At 37.6% G+C, this 24,817-nt stretch carries 19 protein-coding genes and 1 pseudogene; 16 read left to right on the forward strand and 4 right to left on the reverse strand.

All coding sequences use genetic code 11. The features are described 5' to 3' along the window. Nucleotides 1-35: 35 nt before the first annotated feature. The 3 genes from SB658_RS04930 (at nt 36) to SB658_RS04940 (ending at nt 8,693) form a co-directional block, all read left to right on the forward strand. Nucleotides 36-6,845 (forward strand): phage tail tape measure protein, encoded by a 6,810-nt coding sequence (locus SB658_RS04930; protein ID WP_410601248.1) that lies wholly within the window; start codon nt 36-38, stop codon nt 6,843-6,845. A gap of 139 nt (nt 6,846-6,984) precedes the next feature. Beyond that, nucleotides 6,985-7,935, forward strand: a complete 951-nt coding sequence (locus SB658_RS04935) for an SH3 domain-containing protein (RefSeq protein WP_208476122.1) — start codon at nt 6,985-6,987, stop codon at nt 7,933-7,935. Nucleotides 7,936-7,985: 50 nt separating this feature from the next. Then, nucleotides 7,986-8,693, forward strand: coding sequence for a hypothetical protein (locus SB658_RS04940; protein ID WP_208476123.1), 708 nt, complete (start codon nt 7,986-7,988; stop codon nt 8,691-8,693). A 28-nt stretch (nt 8,694-8,721) separates the two neighbouring features. Here SB658_RS04940 and SB658_RS04945 read toward each other — a convergent pair whose 3' ends face one another. Next, entirely contained in the window at nt 8,722-9,789 is a 1,068-nt protein-coding gene (locus SB658_RS04945; RefSeq protein ID WP_208476124.1) for a DUF4917 family protein, read from the reverse strand. 139 nt (nt 9,790-9,928) lie between these two features. After that, a complete protein-coding gene (locus tag SB658_RS04950; RefSeq protein WP_326219458.1) occupies nt 9,929-10,294 on the reverse strand; it encodes a DUF1433 domain-containing protein in 366 nt (121 codons plus the stop codon). 50 nt (nt 10,295-10,344) lie between these two features. Here SB658_RS04950 and SB658_RS04955 point away from each other — a divergent pair, with 50 nt between their 5' ends. Together SB658_RS04955 and SB658_RS04960 are read left to right on the forward strand one after the other, a co-directional pair. Beyond that, nucleotides 10,345-11,760 carry a lipase gene (locus SB658_RS04955; protein WP_410601252.1) on the forward strand — a complete coding sequence of 472 codons (1,416 nt, stop codon included), beginning with the start codon at nt 10,345-10,347 and terminating at the stop codon, nt 11,758-11,760. Between the two features lie 12 nt (nt 11,761-11,772). Further along, complete coding sequence (locus SB658_RS04960; protein ID WP_064814998.1) at nt 11,773-12,078, forward strand: hypothetical protein; 306 nt, start codon at nt 11,773-11,775, stop codon at nt 12,076-12,078. A 267-nt stretch (nt 12,079-12,345) separates the two neighbouring features. Here SB658_RS04960 and SB658_RS04965 read toward each other — a convergent pair whose 3' ends face one another. Both SB658_RS04965 and SB658_RS04970 read right to left on the reverse strand, forming a co-directional pair. Then, nucleotides 12,346-12,648, reverse strand: coding sequence for a hypothetical protein (locus SB658_RS04965; protein WP_208476263.1), 303 nt, complete (start codon nt 12,646-12,648; stop codon nt 12,346-12,348). Between the two features lie 47 nt (nt 12,649-12,695). After that, on the reverse strand, nt 12,696-12,914 hold the full coding sequence (locus tag SB658_RS04970) for a helix-turn-helix domain-containing protein (RefSeq protein WP_166849125.1): 219 nt from the start codon (nt 12,912-12,914) through the stop codon (nt 12,696-12,698). Nucleotides 12,915-13,094: 180 nt separating this feature from the next. Between SB658_RS04970 and SB658_RS04975 the strand changes: the two genes are divergently transcribed. The 11 genes and pseudogenes from SB658_RS04975 (at nt 13,095) to dynA (ending at nt 24,786) form a co-directional block, all read left to right on the forward strand. Further along, the gene (locus tag SB658_RS04975) at nt 13,095-13,409 is read left to right on the forward strand and encodes a hypothetical protein (protein ID WP_208476264.1); all 315 of its coding nucleotides are present in this window, start codon (nt 13,095-13,097) and stop codon (nt 13,407-13,409) included. Between the two features lie 14 nt (nt 13,410-13,423). Continuing rightward, complete coding sequence (locus SB658_RS04980; protein ID WP_153912185.1) at nt 13,424-13,816, forward strand: hypothetical protein; 393 nt, start codon at nt 13,424-13,426, stop codon at nt 13,814-13,816. Between the two features lie 193 nt (nt 13,817-14,009). Next, the gene (locus SB658_RS04985) at nt 14,010-14,255 is read left to right on the forward strand and encodes a hypothetical protein (RefSeq protein ID WP_208476265.1); all 246 of its coding nucleotides are present in this window, start codon (nt 14,010-14,012) and stop codon (nt 14,253-14,255) included. Nucleotides 14,256-15,069: 814 nt separating this feature from the next. Next, entirely contained in the window at nt 15,070-15,573 is a 504-nt protein-coding gene (locus tag SB658_RS04990; RefSeq protein ID WP_064815004.1) for a hypothetical protein, read from the forward strand. Between the two features lie 18 nt (nt 15,574-15,591). Further along, nucleotides 15,592-16,011, forward strand: coding sequence for a hypothetical protein (locus SB658_RS04995; RefSeq protein WP_064815005.1), 420 nt, complete (start codon nt 15,592-15,594; stop codon nt 16,009-16,011). Nucleotides 16,012-16,684: 673 nt separating this feature from the next. Further along, entirely contained in the window at nt 16,685-18,229 is a 1,545-nt protein-coding gene (locus tag SB658_RS05000; RefSeq protein WP_208476266.1) for a recombinase family protein, read from the forward strand. Between the two features lie 24 nt (nt 18,230-18,253). After that, a pseudogene (gene pbuX / locus SB658_RS05005) lies at nt 18,254-19,189 on the forward strand (xanthine permease PbuX); the annotation flags it as partial. Between the two features lie 72 nt (nt 19,190-19,261). Beyond that, nucleotides 19,262-20,359, forward strand: a complete 1,098-nt coding sequence (gene bpsA / locus SB658_RS05010; RefSeq protein WP_015714140.1) for a type III polyketide synthase BpsA — start codon at nt 19,262-19,264, stop codon at nt 20,357-20,359. Nucleotides 20,360-20,362: 3 nt separating this feature from the next. After that, a complete protein-coding gene (gene bpsB, locus SB658_RS05015; RefSeq protein ID WP_004398552.1) occupies nt 20,363-20,869 on the forward strand; it encodes an alkylpyrone methyltransferase in 507 nt (168 codons plus the stop codon). Between the two features lie 70 nt (nt 20,870-20,939). Then, nucleotides 20,940-21,029 (forward strand): Fur-regulated basic protein FbpC, encoded by a 90-nt coding sequence (fbpC, locus tag SB658_RS05020; protein WP_100069434.1) that lies wholly within the window; start codon nt 20,940-20,942, stop codon nt 21,027-21,029. Nucleotides 21,030-21,204: 175 nt separating this feature from the next. Further along, nucleotides 21,205-24,786, forward strand: a complete 3,582-nt coding sequence (gene dynA, locus SB658_RS05025; protein ID WP_410601258.1) for a dynamin GTPase — start codon at nt 21,205-21,207, stop codon at nt 24,784-24,786. Nucleotides 24,787-24,817: the final 31 nt, after the last annotated feature.

Genomic DNA, 24,817 nt, shown 5'->3' on the forward strand with positions numbered 1-24,817 from the left:
ATTTGTTGAAAAATTATAAGGAAGTGAAAGAATAAGTGTCTCAGAATTTAAAAATCATTTTAACCCCAACTGTTGATACCTCAACTAAGACGGTACAACAATTAAATAAAGATGTAGCCTTACTCCAAAATAAAGTTAAACCTTTAGAAGTTAAAGTAAACTTCGACACTAAAGCAATAAAAACTATAGAAGGAATAGCAGCTACATTTAAACAAAGTGAAGCGGCATTACAACATTTAAACCAGACGATTAAAGAAAACGTTACAGAAACAAAAAATGCTGATGGCTCAATAACAAGACTCACACAGCAGTATAAGCGTAGCGGTGAGATTCATGAGAAGTCTAAAACCATTATTGATAACTCGACTAAAAGCTTAGAGAGAGAATCAAAGGCGGCTAGTCAACTTACACGGCAATTAGAACGTTTAGGTCAGGCGCAAAAGAAAACAACTAAAAAAGATGCTACAGGCCGTGTGACTGGAACTGTAACAAAGTATAAAGATGAATTTAAAGATGTTACTCATAGTACAGACAGGCATGGATCAACTATTTCAGTCAAAACAGTTGAAAACTATGATCAACAGCAAAAGGCAATTGAAAAATTAAATCAGAAACTTGAACAGCTCAGACAAAAAGGGCAACTCTCCGCAGCAGTCCTCAATAGACTTTCCAGCTCCATTAATGCCGCAAGAACAACCTCACAAATAGATCAGATCGCTAATAGAATGAAACACCTGGATGATTCAGCAGCTCTAAAGGCAAGAACAAAGGAACTTGAACATCAGATTAGTCTTTATCAAAGACAGGCACAATTAAACGTTAAGTCACTTAATGACAGGTACGGGACTTCAATCAGTCCTGAAAGCTCTAGAGCTCTTCAAAATTACATCAATTCAGTAAATCAATTAAGTGCTCGTACTCCTAATATCTCAAGGCAAATGCAGAACCTTAGTATGCAATTCAGAGAAATTCAAGCTAACGCTAGAACAGCTGCAGGACAAGTGAGAGGCTTTAGTGAGACGTTCAAACAAGCGTTTACTGGGATGCCTGCATATATGCTTGCTGGATCTGCCTGGTTTGGTGGAGTAACTGCGCTAAAATCAATGGTTGACCAGGTTGTTCAAATTGACACCCTAATGACGAATATTCGCCGTGTTATGGACGAACCTGATTATAAATTCAATGATCTTCTTCAAACTTCAATTGATTTAGGGGATACCCTCTCAAATAAAATTTCAGATATCCTTCAAATGACAGGTGACTTCGGGAGAATGGGCTTTGATGAGAGTGAATTATCAACTCTTACTAAAACAGCACAAGTTCTTCAAAACGTATCTGATCTAACTCCTACTGATACAGTAAATACACTCACAGCTGCAATGCTCAACTTTAATATTGCAGCCGGCGATTCAATCTCAATTGCTGATAAATTGAATGAAGTTGATAACAACTATGCCGTTAGTACAATGGATTTGGCTAATAGTATTAGAAAAGCTGGTTCAACTGCATCAACTTTTGGTGTGGAATTAAATGATTTAATCGGTTACACAACCGCAATTGCTAGTACAACACGTGAATCAGGGAATATCGTAGGAAACTCTTTAAAGACAATTTTCGCACGGATTGGGAATAATCAAAGTTCAATTAAAGCGTTAGAACAGATTGGTATCTCAGTTAAAACAGCTGGGGGCGAAGCTAAGTCTGCAAGTGAACTAATTGGTGAGGTTGCTAACAAATGGGATACGTTAAGTGATGCTCAGAAACAGAATACATCAATAGGTGTTGCGGGCATTTATCAGTTATCTCGTTTTAATGCAATGATGAACAATTTCTCTATTGCTCAAAATGCAGCTACAACTGCTGCCAATTCTGCGGGCAGTGCATGGAGTGAGCAAGAAAAGTATGCTGACAGCCTCCAAGCAAGGTTAAATAAACTTCAAAACAAGTTCACAGAGCTTGCTATTGCTGCAGGTGATGCATTTATTTCGGATGGACTTATCGCTACTACATCAGCTTTAGGTGATCTTCTGGGAGCTATTAGTTCTGTGGTCAAAGGTATCGGGTTCCTTCCAACAGCTTTTATGACAGCCAACTTTGCATTAGTTGCCTTTAATAAGAATATGAGACTCCTTCAGACTGCAATGGTATTTGGAGCAGGCTCGCTAACTGAGACACAACGAGCTGCAATTGGGTTAGAGGCTGGTATGTCTAGAGCTACCATCGCCACAAGAGCCTTTTCCGTTGCTTGGAAAGGGATGCTTGCCTCCACTGGTGTAGGATTAGCATTTGCAGCAATTGGATTTGCCTTGGAAAAAGTCATTTCAATGTATTCTAAAGCTAAACAAGCTAGAGAAGAATTTGAAGCCAGTCAGAATACAAGCGTTGAGGCTATAACAACAAACAAAGATTCGACTGATAAGTTAATTGCTCAATATAAAGAGCTTCAAAAAGCAAAAGAATCAGGTATTTTAAGTTCTGAAAAAGAACAAGAATACCTTCAAGTAACACAACAACTAGCTCAGACTTTCCCAAATTTAGTTGCAGGATACGATTCACAAGGTCAGGCAATAATCAAAAACAATGACGCTCTAAAAGACGCTATTCAGTATACTAAAGAACTTGCAGATCTCAAAAAGAAAGATATACAAACAGGTGCCAAAGACACTTTTTCAGATAGTTTAAAAGAAATTAAGAGTCTTCAGGGAGAAATTGATCAATACAAAAAGATGACTGATACCTACTCCAAAGGTAAAGATTTTTGGTCATTCTTCGAGTATCCCTTTGCAGATGACAGTTCAATTAAAAATAAAGGAATTAAAGCTGAGCAAGATGCTCTTCGTACTGAACAGGAACTGTCTAGCTATCAGGCTAAAATCAGAGAGCAAGTGCTTCAAACTGTTGATGCTTTCAATTCAGTAAAGATCAATCCAAACCTCTCTAAACAAATTAATGATGCATTTAATAAAATTGATTTCAGTAAAATGAATCCTACGGAACTTGAGTCTTTTTCCATTAATGTAGCAAAATATATGGATGAGATACAAAAGGCTCTACAATCAGGAAACAAAGATAACTTCTCAAGAGCTTCACAAGGGCTTGAACAGCTTATAAATCAAGCTCTGAGCGGAAAAGACAAAAATAATGGGCTTGTGCTTTCTTATGGAGATTTAAAGGATGCTATTGACTCAACTAACAGCTCTGCAAAGAGCGCAAAAGTTACCTGGGACGAAAACGGCGAAGGTGTAGATGCTTTAGGTGAACAAGTAGGCGATCTATCTGATAAGCTCAATGAGGCCAAAGGTGATTTTGAAGCAATAAAAGGGATCATTGATGAGCTAATTGATTCAAAACAAAACGATGCTGCAATTTCAGTAATGCAAAATGAAGCATACGACACAATGGCTGATAACATCTCCCCTTTAAATGAATTGCTTGAGAAAATGGCAGAAGGTAAGAGTATTTCAGCTTCTGAAGCTATGAAGCTAATTCAGAAGGAAAACGATCTTGCAGACGCTATTTCAATTGAAAATGGCGTTGTGAAAATAAACAGAGATGCAGTTGTTAAGCTGCGTGACACCAAGCTAAAAGCATACAATGACATGCAACAGTCTGTTAAGCAGGATCTAATAAATCAAGCTAATGCTTTAAACAAGAAGATTAATATGTATAAATCCGAAGTTAAAGCGATCAAGACTGTTCAAGATGCTTATAATTTGAAATCAGATCTTGAAAAACAAAAGCAGAAAATTCTTGAGGAAATGAAAAAAGGTAATGGCGGAGCAATTCAATACCTTCCTAAAACTCAAGAAGATTTAAATCAAGTTACTGACATTACTGATCAACTTAATGAACTTGATAAATTAGCTAATTTAGCCTCTTCTTCCCTATCAGAGACTGGTACATCAATGGAAGATATGTCTTCATCTGCGGAAAAAGCTTCTGAAGAAGTAAAAACTTCCATGTATGTTGTTGATAAATACAAGGAAGCATTAGAAAAAGTTAATGCCGAGATTGATGAGCAGAACAAGAAACTGAATGATTATGCTAAATGGTCTGCAAAGTATAGAGACTCATTAAGAAAAGAAATCAAAGCTCTACAACAAAAGAAAAAGCTTATGCAGGAACAGGCAAAGCTTCTTAAAGATCAAATTAAATCTGGCAACATTACTCAATACGGAATTGTTACCTCTTCAACTGGTTCTTCCTCTTCAGGTTCTTCGTATTCCTCAACTGGTTCCTACTCAGGTAAATACGCAAGCTATATCAACTCTGCAGCAAGCAAGTATAACGTTGATCCAGCTCTAATAGCTGCAGTAATCAAGCAAGAGTCTGGTTTCAATAGTAAAGCTAGGTCTGGTGTGGGTGCGATGGGCTTGATGCAATTGATGCCTTCAACAGCCAAAAGCTTAGGTGTTAACAATGCATATGACCCATATCAGAATATTATGGGCGGAACAAAGTATCTCGCTCAACAGCTTGAAAAGTTTGGCGGTAATGTTCAAAAAGCTTTAGCTGCATATAATGCTGGGCCTGGTAACGTAGTTAAATATGGAGGAATCCCTCCTTTTAAAGAAACACAGAATTACGTTAAGAAAATCATGGCCAACTACAATAAAAGTGTAGTATCAGCAACTTCGTCTGTAGCTGATTATTATAAGAAAAATTTCAAAGTAACTTCTAAGTTTGGTCAACAAGAGAAGGGACTTCGCTCGACTCCGCATAAAGGGGTAGACTTCGCAAACGGAAAACAAGGCGATCCTGTAAAAGCATTGCTTGGCGGTAAGGTTCAAATTGCTGGCTATAGTAAGACAGCTGGAAACTGGGTAGTTATTCAACAAGATGACGGTACTGTTGCGAAGTACATGCACATGCAAAAAGGATTAAAAGTAAGTGCAGGGGATACAGTTAAATCAGGACAGACAATTGGTAAAGTAGGTAGCACAGGGCACTCAACAGGAGCACATTTACACCTTCAGATTGAACAAAATGGTACTCCAATTGATCCTCAGAAGTATATGGAGGGCGTCGGAACGTCCATATCTGATGCTTCCTCAGCAGAGGCAGAAAGACAACAAGCTATAGCTCAAGCTAAGTCTGATCTTGTTTCATTACAGGGAGATATTGATTCGGTTGATGACCAAATTCAAGAGCTCCGATATGAAATTGTCCAATCTAAACTTGATGAGTTTGATAAGCGTATTGGTGATTATGATTTAAAGATCACTAAGAATCAAGCTTTAGCCAGTCATTACTTGTCAGACAGTAAAGAATTTAGAAAGTATACAACTGAACAGAAAAAGGCTTTAACTGAGCAGCAAAAGATACAAAGTCAAAAGGTTGCCTGGATTCAAAAAGAAATCAGCACCAATAAGAGTCTTAATTCTGCACAGAAAGCTCAACTTAAAGAAGAGTTAAAGCAAGCAAAGATTGATCTAATCAATTTCCAAGAAGAAGTAAGAGAGCTTCAAGGGCAGTTAATTCAATCTAAAGTTGATGAAACGTTTAACAAAATTGAAAAGTCTTCAAAGAAAACTGAGTCAAAGTTAAAAGATGTTGATAATAAGATTCAGATGACTGTGGAAGACGAGGATAAAGTTAAGTATTACAGTCAACAGGTTAAACTAATCCAGCAGCAACAAACCGAAGCTAAAAAGTATATTAAGCAACTGGAAGCACAAAAGAAAGCTGCGAAAGGTTTCCCTGAAATTCAGAAGCAAATTACAGATGAGATCGAAAACTGGAAAGATAAACAGAAAGATTTTAACCTTGAGCTTTATAACACCAAGAAGTCGATCAAGGACATCTATAAATCATTAGCTGATGAAGTTGTATCCATCTACAAAGAGATGTACGAAAAAATGCGTGACATTGAGCTAGAGGCGCATCAGAAAGCAACTCAAGATAAGATTGATGAGATAGACAAGACTGATGACGAAGCTAAGTATCAAAAGGAATTGAAGGAGAAAAACCAAGCAATACAGGAAACAAAAGATAAGATCAATAAACTTTCCATGGACGACTCCTCTGAGGCTAAATCGCAAGTCAAAGACCTGGAGAAACAGCTTCAAGAACAACAGGAAGCATTAGATGAATTCATTAAAGATCGTAGCAACACAAAACGAAAAGAAGCCCTACAGGATCAGCTTGAAAAAGATCAGGACGCCATAAATGATAAGTACGACAATTTAACGAATGACGAAAGAGCATTTAAGAAGATTGAAGACAAACTCATGAATGGAAAGATAACTGATATCACCAAGCAATTGAACGAGTTTTCAAAGTTTATTAACAGCAATATGGAGTCTATCGGTAAGAGTATTTCAAACAACCTTATTGATAAGCTAAAAGAGGCTTCAAATGCCCTCTCCACAGTAGTTAAGGGGAACACAACCGGTAAAAAAGTATCGTCATTTGATACAGGAGGATACACTGGAACAGGCTTAGGTGCTGGTAAGCTTGCATTCCTGCATGACAAAGAACTTATTTTAAATAAGACAGATACAGAGAACATGCTTCAAGCTGTAAAAGAAGTGCGTAAGCTATCTAATAGTGATTTAGAAGCTGAGAAACAAGTTAAACCCGACCTAAGCAAGTACAAAGATATTCTCAATTCTGTATCGTTTGCAGCTGGGAAATATGGATTGCCAAACCTAAATGCAAATGTAAAAACAAATGTACCAAATTCCATAGTGAACAATAATACTGAAAACTCAACGGTTAATAATGATGTAAAACTCCAATTTACAATCACTGAAGCCAACAATGCAAAAGAGACAGCGAACTTAGTTTATAAACAGATCACAAATGGTCTGAGAGGAAAAGGACTTAATTTTAACATGGTATAACATAGGCGTATTTCTCATTCATTTATTGAGTGGGAAGTACGCCTTTTTTTTGTTTAAATACTTTTGAAGGGGGATAGTGTATAATTATAGGAGGTCAAGAAAAAAATGACTATTTTAAAGTAATAAAGGGGTAAATTCAATGGACAAACCATCAGATTTGATAACAGCTCAACAATATCTAAATAGTACTTTAAGAGATATAAATTTGAGGTTTAAATCTAATCCTTTTCATGTCATGTCTGCATTGGCTCAAATAGTTCCAACAAATTTTAAGGCCAATTATGTCATTATGCCAAGCCGTGAAGTATTTTCTAATTTGGCAAAATCATATCCATCTATATCTTTGGCTGCTAGTTTGCCATTACAAAATCCATCTTCTTATTTTAGAGCACATAACGTTTTCCATGCACTTAAAACAATAAACATGGGATCAACTCAATTAAAAATAAATGAAATTAAAGCACTTATAAATAAATCATATGCAATACAAAAAGAACTTGCAGCAAACTTCACCCAAACTTTTGCGGAAGAAATTAATGAGGATGATACAGAGTTAGAAAATCTCACTGAAGAAGTAATGGAGGAAGTAAACTATTCTTTAGGTGCAATTTCAAACCCAAATGCGCTATCTAGAGAAGAGTTTCTTGCTGTTATAAATGATTTATTTTCTTATATAAAGCAATTAATTGAAAAACCCAAAACTCCTGCAATTATTTTAGTTGGTATTTTCTTGTGTAACAATGTTTTAAATCCAGTCACTGAGGCACTGACTAATAAATTTATTATTGAAGAATTTATAGAAAAAAAGCCTGAAACAACAAAAGAGGCCAAAGCAGTACTTAAAGAAATTCCTATGGAAAAAGAGCTTAAAAAGAATTATAGAATGGTTACAAAAGAAACTTTAGTTGTGCGTTCAAGTCCAAAAACCAACTCAAATGTTTTGTATGTATTAAATAAATCAGAAATTGTGGCAGTAAAAGAGAAAAAACGCAATTGGAGTTTAGTTTTATTTCTGAATGAAGAGGGAGAAAGTCAGCAGGGATGGGTATTTACTAGATATATAAAGAAGATTGATTATACAAAAAAGTGATTTTTATTTATAAGGATTCCAATAGGAGTCCTTTTTAGGAGGGCGTTTACATGAAAAAAAAGAAGGTTATTGGGCTTGTGTCTCTCCTTATAGTTATACTAGGGTTAGCAGTATCCATACCTATGTACATAAACAGATTAGACACTTCAAAGCTAGATGAAATTGCTCAAAAAACTAAGGATAATAAAAAAGTAAGTGAATATTTTGATGATGTATGGATGAGAGAAGTGGAAAAAATACCTGGTCATGTATATGATATCTCGTTATCAGCAAAATCCAATTTCAAAGACTTATCTGATGAGGAAAAGTTAAAATTATTGGGGAATGTCACTGATACAATCCAAGAGAATTCAAGGTTAAATGTTATTGAATGTGGAAGGAATAAATCATGCTCAATAAATGAAGTATTTGTGTTGCCAAATAAAAATGATAAGACACACAGTTATACAATAAAATATGATCCAGTTGCAAAACCCGAAGATAATGTATTACAGGTTTATAGGTATCAAAATGATGATAAAGATTCAACCCTTATTAATACAACAGAAGTGAAACTAAGCCAAGGTGAGACTGATCATAATGAAAAAACAATTCAAATTGGAATGTCAAAATCAGATGTGTTGTTATTGGATGACTGGGGAAAACCTTTAGATGTAAACAAAACAACAACAGCTTATGGAACTAATGAACAATGGATATATAGCGGCAACAGATATTTATATTTCGATGACGGGGAACTAACAACAATACAGGATTAAATAAAGCTCTATCCTTAAATGGATAGAGCTACTCTTGTTCATTAAATATTGGGTAGTACTCATTGTTATTTGGTGCTTGGAAGGGGGAATGCTCCCAAGATTTTCTCCTTGTAAACTCATAAAAAGTCCTTGAATCATAAAAAATGAGCTCTTTACCTTCTAACTTGCCGAAGTGATTTTTAATACTCTCTATAATAAATTGACTAGAATCAGTTTCAGTAGAATAAACTCCAAAAGCTATATAATTTACTTTTGAACGTTTTATTGTATCTATCAAGTGCTTATCGTACATTGGATTTAACCCTTGTCCTAAAATTGTTATGCCGCCGTCAGCTTTGAAAAGACTGTTAAAACAATACCTTAGATAATAATTATTTTTGATTTGAGAATGCTTTTTTTCTGAAGCGCCTTCTGAGACATAAATAGGAAAGAATTTCTCTTCATACATTTGTTTTATCTCTGTTAATAAATCTTCACTTTTAGAGTTAATCTTTATGATTTCTCCTTGGTCTTCATAAAAATGAAGTGCGCCATGCAGATGAAGTAGTTTTATATGATTATTTTTAAAGGTAGTAGGTTGAAAACTCAATGTCTCATCGCTTGAATTTCTGTAGGAAAAGCCGTCTTGTATATTCCTTTCAAAGGGCTTACGTTTTAATCTTAATAAAGCCCAATATGATAATAAGTCATAGTTAGTGGTGAAAATATTCTTCTTGAATACATTGAGGCTCCAAGCTAACTTATTATTGTGTAATTGCTTGTATAAAGGATGTATATCTGTAACTGCTTTAATGAGTAGATCTTTAATTGTGTTATATCTTTCATCTAAATAGTCGGTGACTTTTATCAATGTTTGATTAACTTTTTGTGCGGTGAGAAGTGAGTTTAAAACTAACTCAAAATTAGTCGTATCAAACGCTTGGAATAAGTCTAGTTCTTGTCCGGCTAATAATTGATTTTTTACTAGATAATCATATAGTCCACCATACTTAAAGTTATCAAAAAATTCAATTGAAAATCCATTGCCTATAAGTACGTTGTCTAATATAGAGGGGTACTCCATTGCAAGTGTCTTAAAATCATACAATTCAGTCATTTTTTCTCTTCCTTAGTTAAAAAATAGGTTTTGTTGATTTTATTTTACCACATTTCGGCAATTTAATATGTTGTTTTGAAGGAAATACTCTGATCCAATAACAAAATCATCCCCCTACTTATTGTAAGGGGATGATTGTTTAATACTTACATATTTTATCTTCACACTCAGGTTTCCGTGTGGCATCGACAGTAAATGAACCTACTTCATCATTTCCTTTATCATAGATTCCCCAGATTTCTTTTTTCTTATTTCCATTGAGGTAACCATTGATTTCAATGCCGCCCATTGGATTAATTTCATAATCGTCAGTGTAATTGATTCGTTCAATATCTTTATAGTTTGTTTTAATAAAGTCAGTCATTCTTTTTTTAGCCAAAGAGTACAACTCTTCCTTTTGCTGAGTTTCTTGGGCTTCCATCTTTTTGTCGTGTTGTTCCTTCATAAATATCCCTCCAAGTGTTATAATAACCAGAGCTATAAGGATAATTATGTATTTTTTCATAAAACCATCCTTTCTGTCTTACATTTTACATGAGGGAAGGGGTATTGTACATGAATACAAAGACTGACATACCTAATTTAACAGATAAAGACTATTATTTTCTCAGTCAAAATACATACAGTGAAAAGAAAATGAAAAAAGCCTATGAAAATAAGACTCCAATCGAAAATGGATCAAACAAGGCTTTTTACGTGGACAAGATAAAAAAAGATCCAGATACAGGCCTAGATGTTTACGTATTTGTCCAAGCCAAGAAAAAAGAAGGTAAATGGGTAAAACCAAAAGAACCAGAAAATGTGGTTGTAGGTTTTCAAGGAACAAACCAGGAACAAATTAAAGCTGATGTTATAAGTGCAGATGGCGGCAACGTAGTAATGGGTAAAGACCCGAAAAAGAAAGTCCAATACATAATGAAAAAAGATGCATCTGAAAACTCTAAAGCTATTGCCAAGTATAACGGCAGTATGGAACAAGCAATGATGATAAAGAGCGGAGAATACAAAATTGTCACTAAGACATCTCAATTTGATCAAGGTGATAAGCTCGTTGCCAATGAAGTGAAAAAATATGCTGGCACTAACACAGTGATTTCGACAACAGGCCACTCACTTGGAGGGGCAGATGCGGAATACGCTGGTGTAAACAATAGCGTTTACAGTGTGGCTTTTAACAACCCTTCCATTGTTAAGCTGCATGATAAAGAAACACAGAAGAAAATCAGAAATGGCGAATTTGATCTGTATCACAAAGCAATCATTAATCCTGATGATATGGTGGGTTCAGGTTGGTTTTTAGAATACGACCGACACAACGGAACAACTATATACACGAAAGACCCAAGCATCGCACGTCAAGATCGAGCTAACCGGCTTAATACATCTTTAGGTATTCCAGGTGTTCTAGGGAGTCTTATTACTTCCTTCTATGGCCAAGCATTTGCAAAAAATCCTGATACTCATAGTTTAAATGATTCCAACTTTACATTTGATAAGAATGGTAACATCAAGAGTGTTGATGGCAGCAACGGTGTTTATAACCAGAATATCGAAGCGTTCTCATCTTATTCAGGTATGAATGGGCAAACCATTAAAGTGGATGCTAAGTATGCAAAAGAATTGGCTAAACGATTACAGGCAGCTATCGAAGACTTAAAAACAAAGAAACAAGCAATTGAACGATTCCCTCTTGATCACAGCAAAATGGTTTATGACGTAAAATCTATTTGCGGGAAGAGATTAGGAGAATTCAAGGATCTAGATCCAAGCGATGTTGATAAAGCTGTATTGTTTCACGCACCTTATGTGAAAGATGGGGCAGCATTTTATGACTCAGAAGAACAGTATCAAACTGAGGCTTCTCTTCATTATTTGATTAGAGATTTAGAGGATATTAGTGAGTTCATTGTTAAAATGGCTGAGGATTTAAAAGATAAGGATAATGAATTAGCAAGCTGGTTACGGTTATAAGGGGGATTTAAATTGCCATATGGAGTTAATATGGATGCAGATGAGTTTTACAGACGGTTACAACAGAATGAGGAATTAAAAAAAATTGTGGGTTCAAGTTTAAAAACTCATTGTCAGAGCCTAAAAGAAGACACAAAAAACGCATCAGACTTTTCTTCAGCACAACAGGTTATAGCTGAAGTGTATGTTGCTTTACTCTCTTCATTTGAAGGGAAAGCTAAAGAAGCATTAGTACAAAGGCTAAATGAAAATGCAACAATGCTTACAAATGCCACTGAGAACAGAAGTGCTTTTCTGAGAAGTATTAAGACTAAATAGTTAAAATAACCCCTTCACAAATTGTGAGGGGGTGTTTTTATTTGAATATACTTCTAAATAATTTACCCGTTGCTTTACCTGCAGCACGTCTTGCCACACGTTTACCTAACGTACCATTCTTAGCTGCTTGAACGTCTCCTAAGATACGTGAGGACTTATACAGAAAGCTTCTAATCTTACTGATTCTCACTTATTCCATCCCCTTATGTTGTCGCAAATAGGACTACGTCGTCCGTTTCTCAAATTCGCCGACGTCGGTGAAAATACTCAGTTCTTCAATCGACTTTCAACATCAAACAATCTTTTATTCAATAGCTCAGTTTTGTTGTCTACATTTTGTATATGTTTAAGATGAGCTGTAATATCTTGAGGTTGGTTTTCTTCAAGTCTGTCTAATTTAACATTAATCTGATTGAATTCCTTTTTTGTTTCTTCTCTGAATTCATTCATCTCTTCTTTAAATTCGTGCATCTCTTTTTTAAATGACTTTAATTCAGATGACACACCATCAATTTTGTTATCAATTTTCTTTATCTCATCCAATATTGCTTGAAGCATATTGTTCTCCATCCCGTTCACCTCTCCGTACAGTATAACAGCTATTGCAATACTTTTGTTTAAGAGTCTGTGTCTTCGACCTCTATTATCTCTAATAGATCAGTTATTTCACAATCAAGGGCTTTGCATAGCTTTTCAAGAGTATCAAATTTAATACCATCAGTTTCTTCGTAATAAAGCCTGGATATTCCATTTCTATGGAGACCAGTTAATCGTGAAACCTCTGCTATATTTACTTTCCGTTCACCCATTACTCTTGATAAATGAACCTTAATCAATTACTCCGACTCCTTTTATTTCAATGGTTTTGTTTAATAAAAGTATACAGCAAATAAAATAAAATGCAATTTAATTGTTGACATTGCACAGTGCACTGTTTATTATAAAGACATGAGGCACAGTGAAATGTGCATAAGGTTCAAAAAAATGACCTTAAGAACATTATAGGGGGCGTTTATTTGAAACACATAATCATTCGCAGAAGTGACTTAGGAGATTTACCTGCAATACTTTTTTATAAGCAGTTCGCAATTGGTGCTGAAGAGGGTCAAGTTCATCTGTATCACGTCTTAAAAAGAGGAGATGGGACATACGATAGCCTTCATTCTGATTTCTTAGGTGAAGATATCCAATACAAAAGTCTCGTTAGTCTGACTGATGCAGTGGTTGCTAAGTTACTTCACACAACCTTATGGAACGTTCTTATTGATGATCGTCGTTTGTTTATCACGTATGACAAGTTTCAAATTTTAGACAAAAACAAAACATACTAAAGGGGATACTGACAATGCAAATTAACCGACACACTGTAGGAACTAACGTAGCGAGCTTAGGGACAATCACTAACGAGGAACGCTTTGAGGATATAGCTAATCACTTTCACCATTTCATCCTGAATAACAAATCAGAAGAAGTTAATTTCATTGAAACAAGTAATAATGGAGCGCCTACAAAGCGCTTCAACATACATACTGAAATCACTATTCCTGTTTCCTTCAATATAGATGGTGAAAATATAGAGGACGCAAGAGACAATTTAGAATCAATGTTGCAAATGGCAATTAATCATATACATGTGATGTTTGAAATGGGCGGAGGACAAACGGTTATCCCTAGAGTTAGCGATAATTTGTGTAGGATTGGTGAGTATGACGTAGAGGAAGCTGACGCTGATGAATAAAACTGAGGTACATAACGAGTGGTTCTGTAAGGTTGCTTTTGGAGTATTACTTGTAGCTGTACCGGCTATATGTATCCAGTTTGTAGCTTGGTTTGGGTGATTAGGGAGTGCGGGCACACTCTCCTAATCGTAAAAGGGTTGATACCTTCCCATTGTATTTAAACTCAACAATTTAATCAAGGGGATGAATTGAATGGAATCATTTTATTATTCTTACTTATTGAAGTCTTATGACAGGAAGAACAAGTGTTTAATTTCTGGTTTATCTTGTGACTATAAAAAAACTTTACCTTACTTTGTTGCGCATGTTAAAGAGAAATATCCAGATGTTGATGTAGTTGAATGCACTGTAATCAAGAATGATGAAGATTCATTTAGAAGAGAGTATGTAGACATTTTCATCTTATGGAAAGCAGATGATGAAGTGTTAGCAGTTTAATAGAAGGGATCTGCACTTTGCAGGTCTCCTTACAATTAAATAAAGTCAGTCTATACTCCTGAATTAAGGTGTTGTCTTTAGTGATGCCTTTTTTAAAGGATCAGGCTGCCGTGGAATGCGCTAACACACGTAAAACTTGACAGGGTAGTGACTCAGCCGACGCAATAAATGAGGATAGGATGCCTTCTGTGTTTCCCTATTTACACATGCATCTGAAAGGCGAAAGCTGCCATTAAGTGCTGACGAAGGAAGGGTGTATCGTTTCTGACGATGCAGGACAAGCCACAAGTAAGAGAGCGCAACTTTGCGCTTTCTGAACCTGTTAGGGACACTTGACACAGTAGGCTTGTTTGGGGAATAACCAACGGCAAATAGGGTGATACACACGGATACCACAAGTGGATATACAATCAAGTTTCAGTCGCCTGCCTGAATTTGTTTATTTTTTTACAAGCAAATTCAGGCAGACAACTTGCCCAGCCGTTGTCCACAGTCTCAACCAATCAAGCAAAAAATCAAAAGAAAAGTCAAGACAAATAACAGAGAAATTTGTGAGGTCGTACCCAATACGTATACGACCTTGTATCACTCGTTGACAAATTAGCAACGACTCAATCCACGACCACAATAAGGTCGTAGACAAAACAACCACGACCTCGGATGCTCGTTGGTGAAATAACAACGACCTCACAAAGAACATGGGCATAAATGAGGGGAACAAAAAGGTGAGAAAAACACTATCCTTAATTTTACAAATTTTTGATAATATTGATAATAGTTTCAAAAAAATAAAGAGAAAGAAGGATTGTGAAGTATGTTCAAAAAAAGTATATTGGCTTTATCCTCAGTAGCCCTTTCAGTTTCACTTTTTGCACCATTTGCGAGCGCAAAAGAAATTAAAAAAGAAGAGTCAGTGAAGCAAAATGTAACTATTGCTAATACATACGCTTACACAACTCCACTACAAGAAAGTGTTAAGGTGAAAAATCAAGAGGTTAGTGGAGAATTCACTACTCAAGGTATTAAAGGTAAAATTGTTTCTGCGGCAGTAAGAGCCTTAGCTCAAGGAATTCGTAGTGGCTCATGGGTGGTCTCAAAGATTATTGGTTGGTTAGATGAAGGTGCTGCAAAAGCATTTAGAAAGCATGCCGATGATATTGCGGACGAGCTTGATTACATTGCAAAAATACCTGATTTAGCTGTTGATACTGTAAGAAAGAAACTCTATAACTATCTAGTAAATGATTTAGAATTAGATTCAGGAGATGCATTAGTGATAGCTGAAGCTGTTGAAGGGGTACTTTGGATACTTCTATAATTCACAGGAGGGCTATAAATGACTAATCCATTAGAAGAAAAAGTTGAACTACTTGAACGAGAAATTGAAGATCTTAAATGGCAAATCTTAAAGCTCAGTAATGCAAAACTGGATGATCCAAGATACCCTTATTCCAATTGGTTAATTCAACATAATATTTATAGTGAGAAAAGAAGAGAATTGGAATATGTTTTATCAGTCTTAAATGATCGTATTCTAAATAGTCCTCAGCCACCAGAACAATATCGAAAAGAGATTGAAGGCATTTCAAGTCAGGAGTTACATAATGAGAAAGTTCCTGATTTTGCAGAAGTGCGTGATATCTTGTCTAAAGTTCTTGGAATTAAAGAAAAGAAAGTGATTGCGCTCCTTAATGCTCTGAAAGATGAAGGGAAATTTAAGGATTTAAGTGAAAAACTATTAGATGAGATTTATTAAGATTTAGACTCCCTGTAGATGGGGGTCTTTTTTATGTGTGTTAACTGTTTACCGGGCCTGACAGGAATAATGTTCCGATCACCTAAACGAACTAATAGTTAGTGCAGGTTAAAGCTAAAACGTATATTGTACGTGTCGGGTCAATGGGGAAAAAGAAACTCAACATATTTTAGAAAGCATAACTTTGCGCTCTCAGGATATCAACCCCCAAATTTGGGGGCGTTAAAGGATCGGAACATTCTTCCGAACCTAATGTGTTGCTGTCCACTCTATATATTGTATATAGTGCCTAAAAGGGTGTGAATACTATTCCTACCCTTGGTGCAGGGGGTGTATATAGTGTATATACCCTTAGAGCAAACGGACAAATTGACCTTTATCATGTGGGGTGACAAATTGTCACAACTATATATTGATCCTCCCATTTTGGGAGAAACGCTTCGGTTAATACAACGATATGAATTGATTGTGACAAATTGTCACAATCAAGAATTAATAGAAGACCTACCTGTTTCTCTAACATATGAAATAGCTGGCTGCAGTCGCATTTCACGACGTCAGAAGCTGAGTGGGTGTTTTGCCCAGTCAGATAGGATGGCGCAAAATATCAATCATGTTATAATGATTCCAACAGCAAGAGATACATTTTGCGATATAGATATGAGGTGATTTATTGGCTAAAGAACTTACTAAAACAGTTTCAGTTGCAGCTTATTTAAGAAAGAGCAGGGAAGATGCTGATCAAGAAGACACACTTGCCAGGCACCGTAAACAACTTATTGATTTAGTTAAACAACGTGGTTTTGAAAATGTGGACTGGTACGAAGAAATAGGTTCAGCTGACTCAATAAAAAATAGACCAGTGTTCTCTGATTTACTGAAGAAAATAGAGAACGATGAATATGATGCTGTATGTGTTGTGGCTTATGATCGTCTTTCAAGAGGTAATCAAATTGAATCAGGAATCATTTCAAAAGCATTTAAAGACACTGAAACTCTTTTAATTACACCAACAAGGACTTATGATTGGTCAATTGAAGGAGATGAAATGTTATCTGAGTTTGAGTCTATGATTGCAAGAAGTGAATATAGGGTTATTAAGAAAAGACTCAAGCAGGGTAAAATAAATGCAGTAAGAAATGGCAGATTACACTCAGGGAACGTACCATACGGATATAAATGGGATAAAAACGATAAAACTGCAAAAATTGATAAAGAAAAACATGAAATTTATAGATTAATGGTTAAATGGTTTCTTGATGAAGAGTATTCTGCAACTGAGATTGCTGATAAATTAAATGAGCTTGGGATTCCTTCACCATCTGGAGGTTCTACATGGTATTCAGAAGTAGTCGCTGACATATTAACTAATGATTTTCATCGAGGTTTAGTATGGTATGGAAAATATCGTGCCAAAAAGAATGGGATTGGAATAGAAAAAAATCCAGATAATTCAAGTATTATTATGCATAAGGGAAACCATGAATCAATGAAATCAGATGAAGAACATGGAGCTATTATTAGAAGAATTTCTAAGCTGCGCACATTTAAACCAGGGAGAAAGTTGAACAAAAATACATTTAAGTTATCCGGTCTAGTAAGATGCCCTCATTGTGGGAAGGTGCAAGTTGTGCATACGCCTAAAAATAGAAACCCACATGTTAGAAAATGTTTGAAAAAATCAAAGACAAGGACTACTAAGTGTAACAATACAACTGGTATACCAGAAGAAGCGCTGTACAAAGCAATCGTAATGAAAATTAGAGAGTACAATGAGATATTATTCTCAAAAGAATCATCCGAAAAGAAAGATGAAGAAGCAAGAACGTATATGAATCAAATATTGTCCTTGCATGAAAAGGCTATATCTAAGTCAAATAAACGTATTGAGAAGATTAAAGAAATGTATATGGATGAGATTATTGATAAGGATGAATTTAAGTCAAGAATTGAAAAAGAAAAGAAATCCATACAAGAAGCTGAAAATGAGATCAGGAAACTTAAAGAAAGCGCTGATTATCATGATGAAATAGAGCATGAGCAGCGTAAAATAAAGTGGAACCATGAAAAGGTGCAAGAGTTTATCGAATCAGATCAAGGCTTTACTCCGTCAGAGATCAATTTAATTCTCAAATTGATTATTAGCCATGTCTCATATACGATGGTAAAGAATGAATATGGGGAGTTTGACGTTGATTTAAGGGTGAATTTCAACTAGATATTAGGTAGTACCCAATTAAGGTCGCTTGTTACGATTATCGGTATTACACTGATGCCGGTTGCCATGAATAACATGGCCGGCGGAGAAGGAAGTGCAGATTTCGGAGATCTCTCCAATCTTGCTCTTGCTTTTACCGTGTTGAGTATCATTGTGCTTCTATACCGTTTTACAAAAGGCTTTATCAAGTCTGTCTCGATTTTGATCGGTATTTTGATTGGCACCTTCATCGCTTATTTGATGGGGAAAGTTCAATTTGATAATGTTTCGGACGCGGCAGTTGTTCAAATGATTCAGCCATTTTACTTCGGAGCGCCGTCTTTTTACGCAGCGCCTATCATTACGATGTCCATCGTTGCAATTGTCAGCCTTGTGGAGTCAACTGGTGTTTACTTTGCTTTAGGTGACCTGACAAACCGCCGTTTGACAGAGAAAGATCTGTCTAAAGGCTATCGAGCTGAAGGACTGGCTGTGCTTCTGGGCGGTATTTTTAACGCTTTTCCTTACACGGCATTCTCTCAAAATGTCGGGCTTGTTCAGCTCACAGGGATCAAAAAAAATGCCGTCATTGTGGTCACAGGTGTGATCCTAATGGCATTTGGGCTGTTTCCAAAGATCGCTGCTTTTACGACCATTATTCCATCCGCTGTTTTGGGCGGTGCAATGGTGGCGATGTTTGGAATGGTGATCGCTTACGGGATTAAAATGCTCAGCCGCATTGATTTTGCGAAACAGGAAAATCTGCTGATTGTTGCCTGCTCAGTGGGATTGGGGCTCGGTGTGACCGTTGTGCCGGATATTTTCAAACAGCTTCCGAGTGCCTTAACGCTGCTTACAACGAATGGCATTGTGGCGGGCAGCTTTACTGCAGTCGTCTTAAATATTGTATATAACGTTTTTTCTAAAGCTAAAAAAATAGAACAAGAAGCTGACCTCGCTGAACAAAAAACAGCAGTCTAACTCCGCCGCGGCGGAGTTTTTTTGCATATAAAAAAGATTGTTGCGGCACAATGTATGCAAAGAGGTGATCGCATGGCGTTTATTTTATCCATTGGAACAAGTCTTCCTGCGTATAATGTAAACCAAGAGAAAGCGGCCGAGTTCGCCCGCTATATGTTTCAGCATTCTTTTAAGGATATTGACCGGCTGTTATCCTCCTTTAAAAACGGGCAAATCCATTCGAGACAGTTTGTTAAGCCGATTGAATGGTATAAAGAGGGGCACAGCTTTGAAGAAAAAAATCAAATATACATAGAAGAAACACTTAAACACAGCAGAGCGGCTGTTCGTGAGTGCCTCTCTCATCCGGAATTTTTTCAAGAAGCCATTCCTTATGAGAAAGTGGAAGCTGTTTTTTTCGTCTCCAGTACAGGTCTTTCCACACCGAGTATCGAGGCGCGGCTTATGAATGAACTTCCGTTTTCTCCATATACGAAGCGGATTCCGATTTGGGGGCTTGGCTGTGCAGGAGGAGCCAGCGGACTTGCGCGTGCAGCCGAATACTGCAAAGCGTATCCTGAGGCTTTTGTGCTTGTCATTGCTGCCGAGCTGTGCAGCCTGACATTCCAGCCGGAAGATAAAACAAAAAGCAATCTGATCGGCACCTCGCTTTTTGGTGACGGCATTGCCGCAGCTTTATTATGCGGAGAGAAGGCGGACCGCAGGATGTCAAAGCTGAAGCTTGCGCCGAAGATAATGGACGCCCAATCTGTTTTGATGAAACAATCAGAAGATGTCATGGGCTGGGACTTTACCGATCAAGGATTCAAAGTCATTTTCTCACGAGACATTCCGACCTTGGTGGAAAAATGGCTCAAAACAAATGTACAGATTTTTTTGGACAAACATAAGCTGTCATTCCATGATATCAGTGTTTTTTTGGCGCATCCTGGCGGAAAAAAAGTGATCGATGCATACATCAAAAGTCTCGGGCTGTCGTCAGAAAAGCTTTCATCTGCGCAAAGCATTTTGCAAAAGCACGGAAATATGTCTTCAGCCACAATCTTGTATGTGATCAAAGACCATCTGCAGAACGGACATAAAAAGGAAGCTGAACGCGGACTGATTGGCGCATTAGGGCCGGGTTTCTCATCAGAGTTGCTGTTATTCAGCTGGGAAAAGGGGGCCTGACTCATGTTTTGGTTGTTGATCGCCATTCTCATTGTTCAAAGAGCAGCAGAAATGGCAGTGGCCAGGCAAAACGAACAAAAGGTAAAGAAGCAAGGAGCAATTGAATTTGGCGAGAGCCACTATCCGTATATCATTACGATGCATATCCTTTTTTTCCTGTCCTTAATTGCCGAGGTGCTGCTGATGAATAAACAGCCGTCCAGCTGGTGGCTCGGTATCGCTGCAGTGATTTTAAGCGTACAGATCGTACGGTATTGGGCGCTTTGTTCCTTAGGGGCATATTGGAATACGAAAATCCTTGTTGTTCCAGGTGTAGAGCTTGTAAAAAAAGGTCCATATAAATGGATGAAACATCCAAACTATGCCGTTGTTATACTCGAAATCTTGCTGATTCCGCTGCTTTATCAAGCATACGTCACCATGTGTCTGTTTTCCATTTTCAATGCCGTGTTGTTAAGCGTCAGAATTCGCGCAGAAGACAAAGCATTACAGGAATACAGCGTAAAATAGCGATTGAAAATCATTCTCAACCATGTTAAAATGAATTTGAAAAAGATTCTCAATCAGGATGGTGAAGCAAATGACAATGCTGTTTTTGCTTGGAGCGGTTTGTACATATAGTGTATTAATTGGTTTTGTATTAAAAGGAATCTCTAATAAATCTGTTTGATGAATCTGGAACTTGTAAAAGTTGCAGATTTTCTTTTATAGAAGCTGCCGTAATGGCGGCTTTTTTCTATTCTCCTAAAGAAATTTGGTTTATTCTTGTGTAAAATGAAAAGGGAATGAATTCAGATCTTTCGAAAAAGGTTCACAATTGAAACGGCACAAAGGGGTTCAGACTTATGACAGATCAAAACAGAAAAAAGCTTTTGCATAAAACTGGGGAACTTTATAAGCAATTTATTGAGAATCAAGATGAACAAAGGGCTGCTAAACTGGCTGCGGTCATGAAAAAAGCGGCTGATGAAGAGGTTTATATCGCGTTTACCGGGCATTATTCAGCGGGAAAATCGTCACTGCTGAACTGCCTGTTAATGGAGAATATTTTGCCGACAAGCCCGATTCCGACAAGCGCTAACCTTGTTGTGATCAGAAACGGGGAAAAGCGAGTTCGGCTTCATACAACAGACGGAGCGTGTGCTGAGCTGGAAGGGGCTTACCAGAAAGACAAGGTGCAGCAATATTGTAAAGACGGGGAACAGATTGAAAGCGTCGAAATTTTTGACAGGTATACTGAGATCGATTCCGGGGTTGCGTATATTGATACTCCAGGGATAGATTCAACAGATGATGCTCATTTTTTATCGGCTGCTTCTATTCTTCACCAGGCGGATGCGCTGTTTTACGTCGTTCACTATAATCACGTGCACGCTGAGGAAAATGTAAAGTTTCTCAGATCAATAAAAGAAAGCATTCCGAATGTGTATTTTATCGTCAATCAAATTGACCGCCATGATGAGACGGAGACAAAATTTGGAGACTATCAAGCGCAGGTAGAGGAGATGCTTTGCAATGAAGGGATTTCAAGGGAAGCGCTCTATTTTACATCAGTAACAGAACCGGATCACCCGTTCAATCAGATGGGGGCCCTGAGAGAAGAGTTAAGAAGAATAGAACAGCAATCAAAAAGCAATATGCAGGCTTTAACGGAACAAAAAGTCCGTAATCTGCTAAAGGAACATACGGAAATGCTGAAGAAAGACGAAACAGACGCTCCGAGTTTCGCTGAACAGCTTAATATCCAAATTGGACTGGTCCAATCGCTGCGTGATCAATTGAATGAGGCCGAAAAACAAACGACTGAGGCAGAGACGAGGATGCAGGAAGAAATCAATCTTATTTTAAAAAACGCCAACCTGACGCCTTTTGAAATGCGTGAATTGGCGGCTGCATTTTTAGAATCGCAAGAGCCTTCCTTTAAAACCGGCTTTTTCTTTTCTAAAGCGAAAACTGCACAGGAAAGAGAGAAAAGGCGGAATGCTTTTTTCTCTGATGTGGCAAAACGAACAGAGGCCGAAGCGGATTGGCATATGATAGACACGCTTCATAAACTCGCCAAGGCATTTGATGTTTATACTGCTGAAAGTGAAAAGCTGATTCAGGCCTATCGCACACCGCTTGATATAAGCATCATTGAACGCGCGGTCAAGCATGGTGCAGCCTTTTCCTCTGAATATGTATTGCAATATACAAAAGACTTGGCAGAGCTCATCCGGAAAGAGGCGAAAAGAGAAGCCGCAGACATCATAAAGGTGCTCTCCGCTATGGTGAAAGAGCGTGTTTCCAAAGATGTGCAAACAATTAACGACCGGCTCGTCCAAGAATCAGAAAAACTTGTCTTTCTTCAAGAACAGGCACGTTTAGAGAATAATGCCCGAGAGAAAACCGATCGCCTGTGGGCCATTTGGGAAGAAGAGTCCGCATGCCCAATGCATATAGACACAGAATGGTTTAAATCGAAGAAAACAAGAGTGGCGGCTCCAGAGCAGAAACAAGGCCGAAGCCAGCTGACGGCGCAGCCGATGCCGAAATCAGAAATCAAAATGGAACAAGAAATGCCGCTTCAAGACCAAATCAAACGCTTTTACACTTTGTCTGACCTTTTAAGCGAATGCAGCATGTTGTTAAAGCAAACTTCAGCGTTTCGTGAAAGGGTGAAAAGGCTTGAGGAACGGAAATTTACACTCGCTCTTTTTGGAGGCTTCAGCTCGGGGAAATCATCATTTGCCAATGCGCTTGTCGGCGAAAGAGTGCTGCCATCTTCACCAACGCCAACCACAGCGACAATTAACAAGATCACAAAGCCAATCAATGGCAACTTAAACAAAACAGCGGATGTAGTGTTTAAGACAGAGGATGACATAACGGCTGAAATTTTGCAGCTCACCGGAATACCAAAGGAACCGGCAGGCCGTTCTTTCACAGAGAAGTGGGAAAAGGCAGTCAAAAAAAACAGGCTGCAGGAAGAACACGTGAAATTGATCAGCAATTTCCTGCTTGCATATGAGAAGTATCAGCAGTATATACAGGAACAGAAGAAATTAACGATTCCGCTATCTGAATTAAAGCCGTATGTAGCAGAGGAAACAACGGCCTGTGCTGTGAAAGAGGTAACGGTCTACTATACATGCCCGCTCACTGAAAAAGGGATTACGATTGTTGATACACCCGGCGCGAGCAGCATGAATAAACGGCATACAGAACTGGCATTCCAATATATCAAAGATGCTGATGCATTTTTTTATATGACTTATTATCAGCACTCTTTTTCAAAAGGAGACCGTTCATTTTTGCGAAAGCTTGGACTTGTGAAAGAATCGCTCAGCATGGATAAAATGTTTTTTATTATTAATGCTGCAGACCTTGCAAAAGATAAAACAGAACTCGAAACAGTGACCGATTATGTCAGCACAGAGCTTGTAAAAGAAGGGGTTTATGAGCCGCAGCTCTTTACCGTATCAAGTAAGGAGGAACTGGTGGGAAAACCGGAGTCATTTTATAATCAGTTCTCGAAAGTAAGAAAACACTTAGACCGTTTTATCGAAGTGGATGTAAAAAAAGCGTCAGCAGCGCAGCTCAGTTCGGAGGCAGACAAACTATGCGAAACCGTTTTTCAGCTTCACCAATCCCAGCATCAGTCCCGAGAAGAGAAGGAAGCGCAGAAACAGCGCCTTATGCTGTCATTTGAGCGGACAGCCGCCGATATCGAGAAACGGCGGAACTCAAAAACCATCATTGAAAAAGTAAAAAAAGATACAAGAGAGCAGCTATATCACATTACACAGCGATTATCATATTTTGCAAATGATTTATTAAAATCCGCATTTCATCCCGGGCTGCAAAACGGGGATTGGAAAAAGAACGTCAGTAAGGCGATGACAACAGCCTTACATGAATATCAATTTGAATATATTCAGGAAATCAAAACGCTTGATGTTCGCATGAGCGGTTTCATCGAACGGCATATCAATGAAGAATGGCTGGATCATTTTCAAAAAACATTAAACGAGGACGGTTATTTTTCCGTTTATGCGGGTGATCAGCATTCGAACGGCATACAGTTGAAGGAAGTTGAACCGGAAATAGAAGAACGTGCTTTTGAGCAGGAACTAAAAGAGATCAAATCACCGAAGCAGTTTTTTGAGCAGAAAGGAAAAGCGGCCTTTATCGAAGCTGTGCGGATGAAACTTACGAAAATCACAGAGGCATGGATAAAAAATGAAGAAGAAAGCCTGATCTCTCATTACACAGCTCACCTCAGACGCTTACAGGAAGATATGGGCGAAAAAGCAATCGCGCAAATAACGGATCAAAAAGAGACATATTTAAGAGGATATGCGGAAGGGGAACATGCGAAAGAGATTGAAATGGCGTATCAGGCTTGCATCTCCTGGAAAAATTCAGACAATACAATAAAAATGTAAAATTCAGTTGGCTTGTATTTCAAGTCATGAT

This window comes from Bacillus sp. SIMBA_008 (assembly GCF_046535495.1).
Classification (GTDB): Bacteria; Bacillota; Bacilli; order Bacillales; family Bacillaceae; genus Bacillus; species Bacillus subtilis.

Coding starts and splice junctions, on each gene's coding strand:
- SB658_RS04935 (WP_208476122.1), top strand. CDS start 6,985: ATGGACAAACCATCAGATTTGATAACAGCTCAACAATATCTAAATAGT.
- SB658_RS04940 (WP_208476123.1), top strand. CDS start 7,986: ATGAAAAAAAAGAAGGTTATTGGGCTTGTGTCTCTCCTTATAGTTATA.
- SB658_RS04945 (WP_208476124.1), bottom strand. CDS start 9,789: ATGACTGAATTGTATGATTTTAAGACACTTGCAATGGAGTACCCCTCT.
- SB658_RS04950 (WP_326219458.1), bottom strand. CDS start 10,294: ATGAAAAAATACATAATTATCCTTATAGCTCTGGTTATTATAACACTT.
- SB658_RS04955 (WP_410601252.1), top strand. CDS start 10,345: ATGAATACAAAGACTGACATACCTAATTTAACAGATAAAGACTATTAT.
- SB658_RS04965 (WP_208476263.1), bottom strand. CDS start 12,648: ATGGAGAACAATATGCTTCAAGCAATATTGGATGAGATAAAGAAAATT.
- SB658_RS04980 (WP_153912185.1), top strand. CDS start 13,424: ATGCAAATTAACCGACACACTGTAGGAACTAACGTAGCGAGCTTAGGG.
- SB658_RS04985 (WP_208476265.1), top strand. CDS start 14,010: ATGGAATCATTTTATTATTCTTACTTATTGAAGTCTTATGACAGGAAG.
- SB658_RS04990 (WP_064815004.1), top strand. CDS start 15,070: ATGTTCAAAAAAAGTATATTGGCTTTATCCTCAGTAGCCCTTTCAGTT.
- SB658_RS04995 (WP_064815005.1), top strand. CDS start 15,592: ATGACTAATCCATTAGAAGAAAAAGTTGAACTACTTGAACGAGAAATT.
- bpsA (WP_015714140.1), top strand. CDS start 19,262: ATGGCGTTTATTTTATCCATTGGAACAAGTCTTCCTGCGTATAATGTA.
- bpsB (WP_004398552.1), top strand. CDS start 20,363: ATGTTTTGGTTGTTGATCGCCATTCTCATTGTTCAAAGAGCAGCAGAA.
- fbpC (WP_100069434.1), top strand. CDS start 20,940: ATGACAATGCTGTTTTTGCTTGGAGCGGTTTGTACATATAGTGTATTA.
- dynA (WP_410601258.1), top strand. CDS start 21,205: ATGACAGATCAAAACAGAAAAAAGCTTTTGCATAAAACTGGGGAACTT.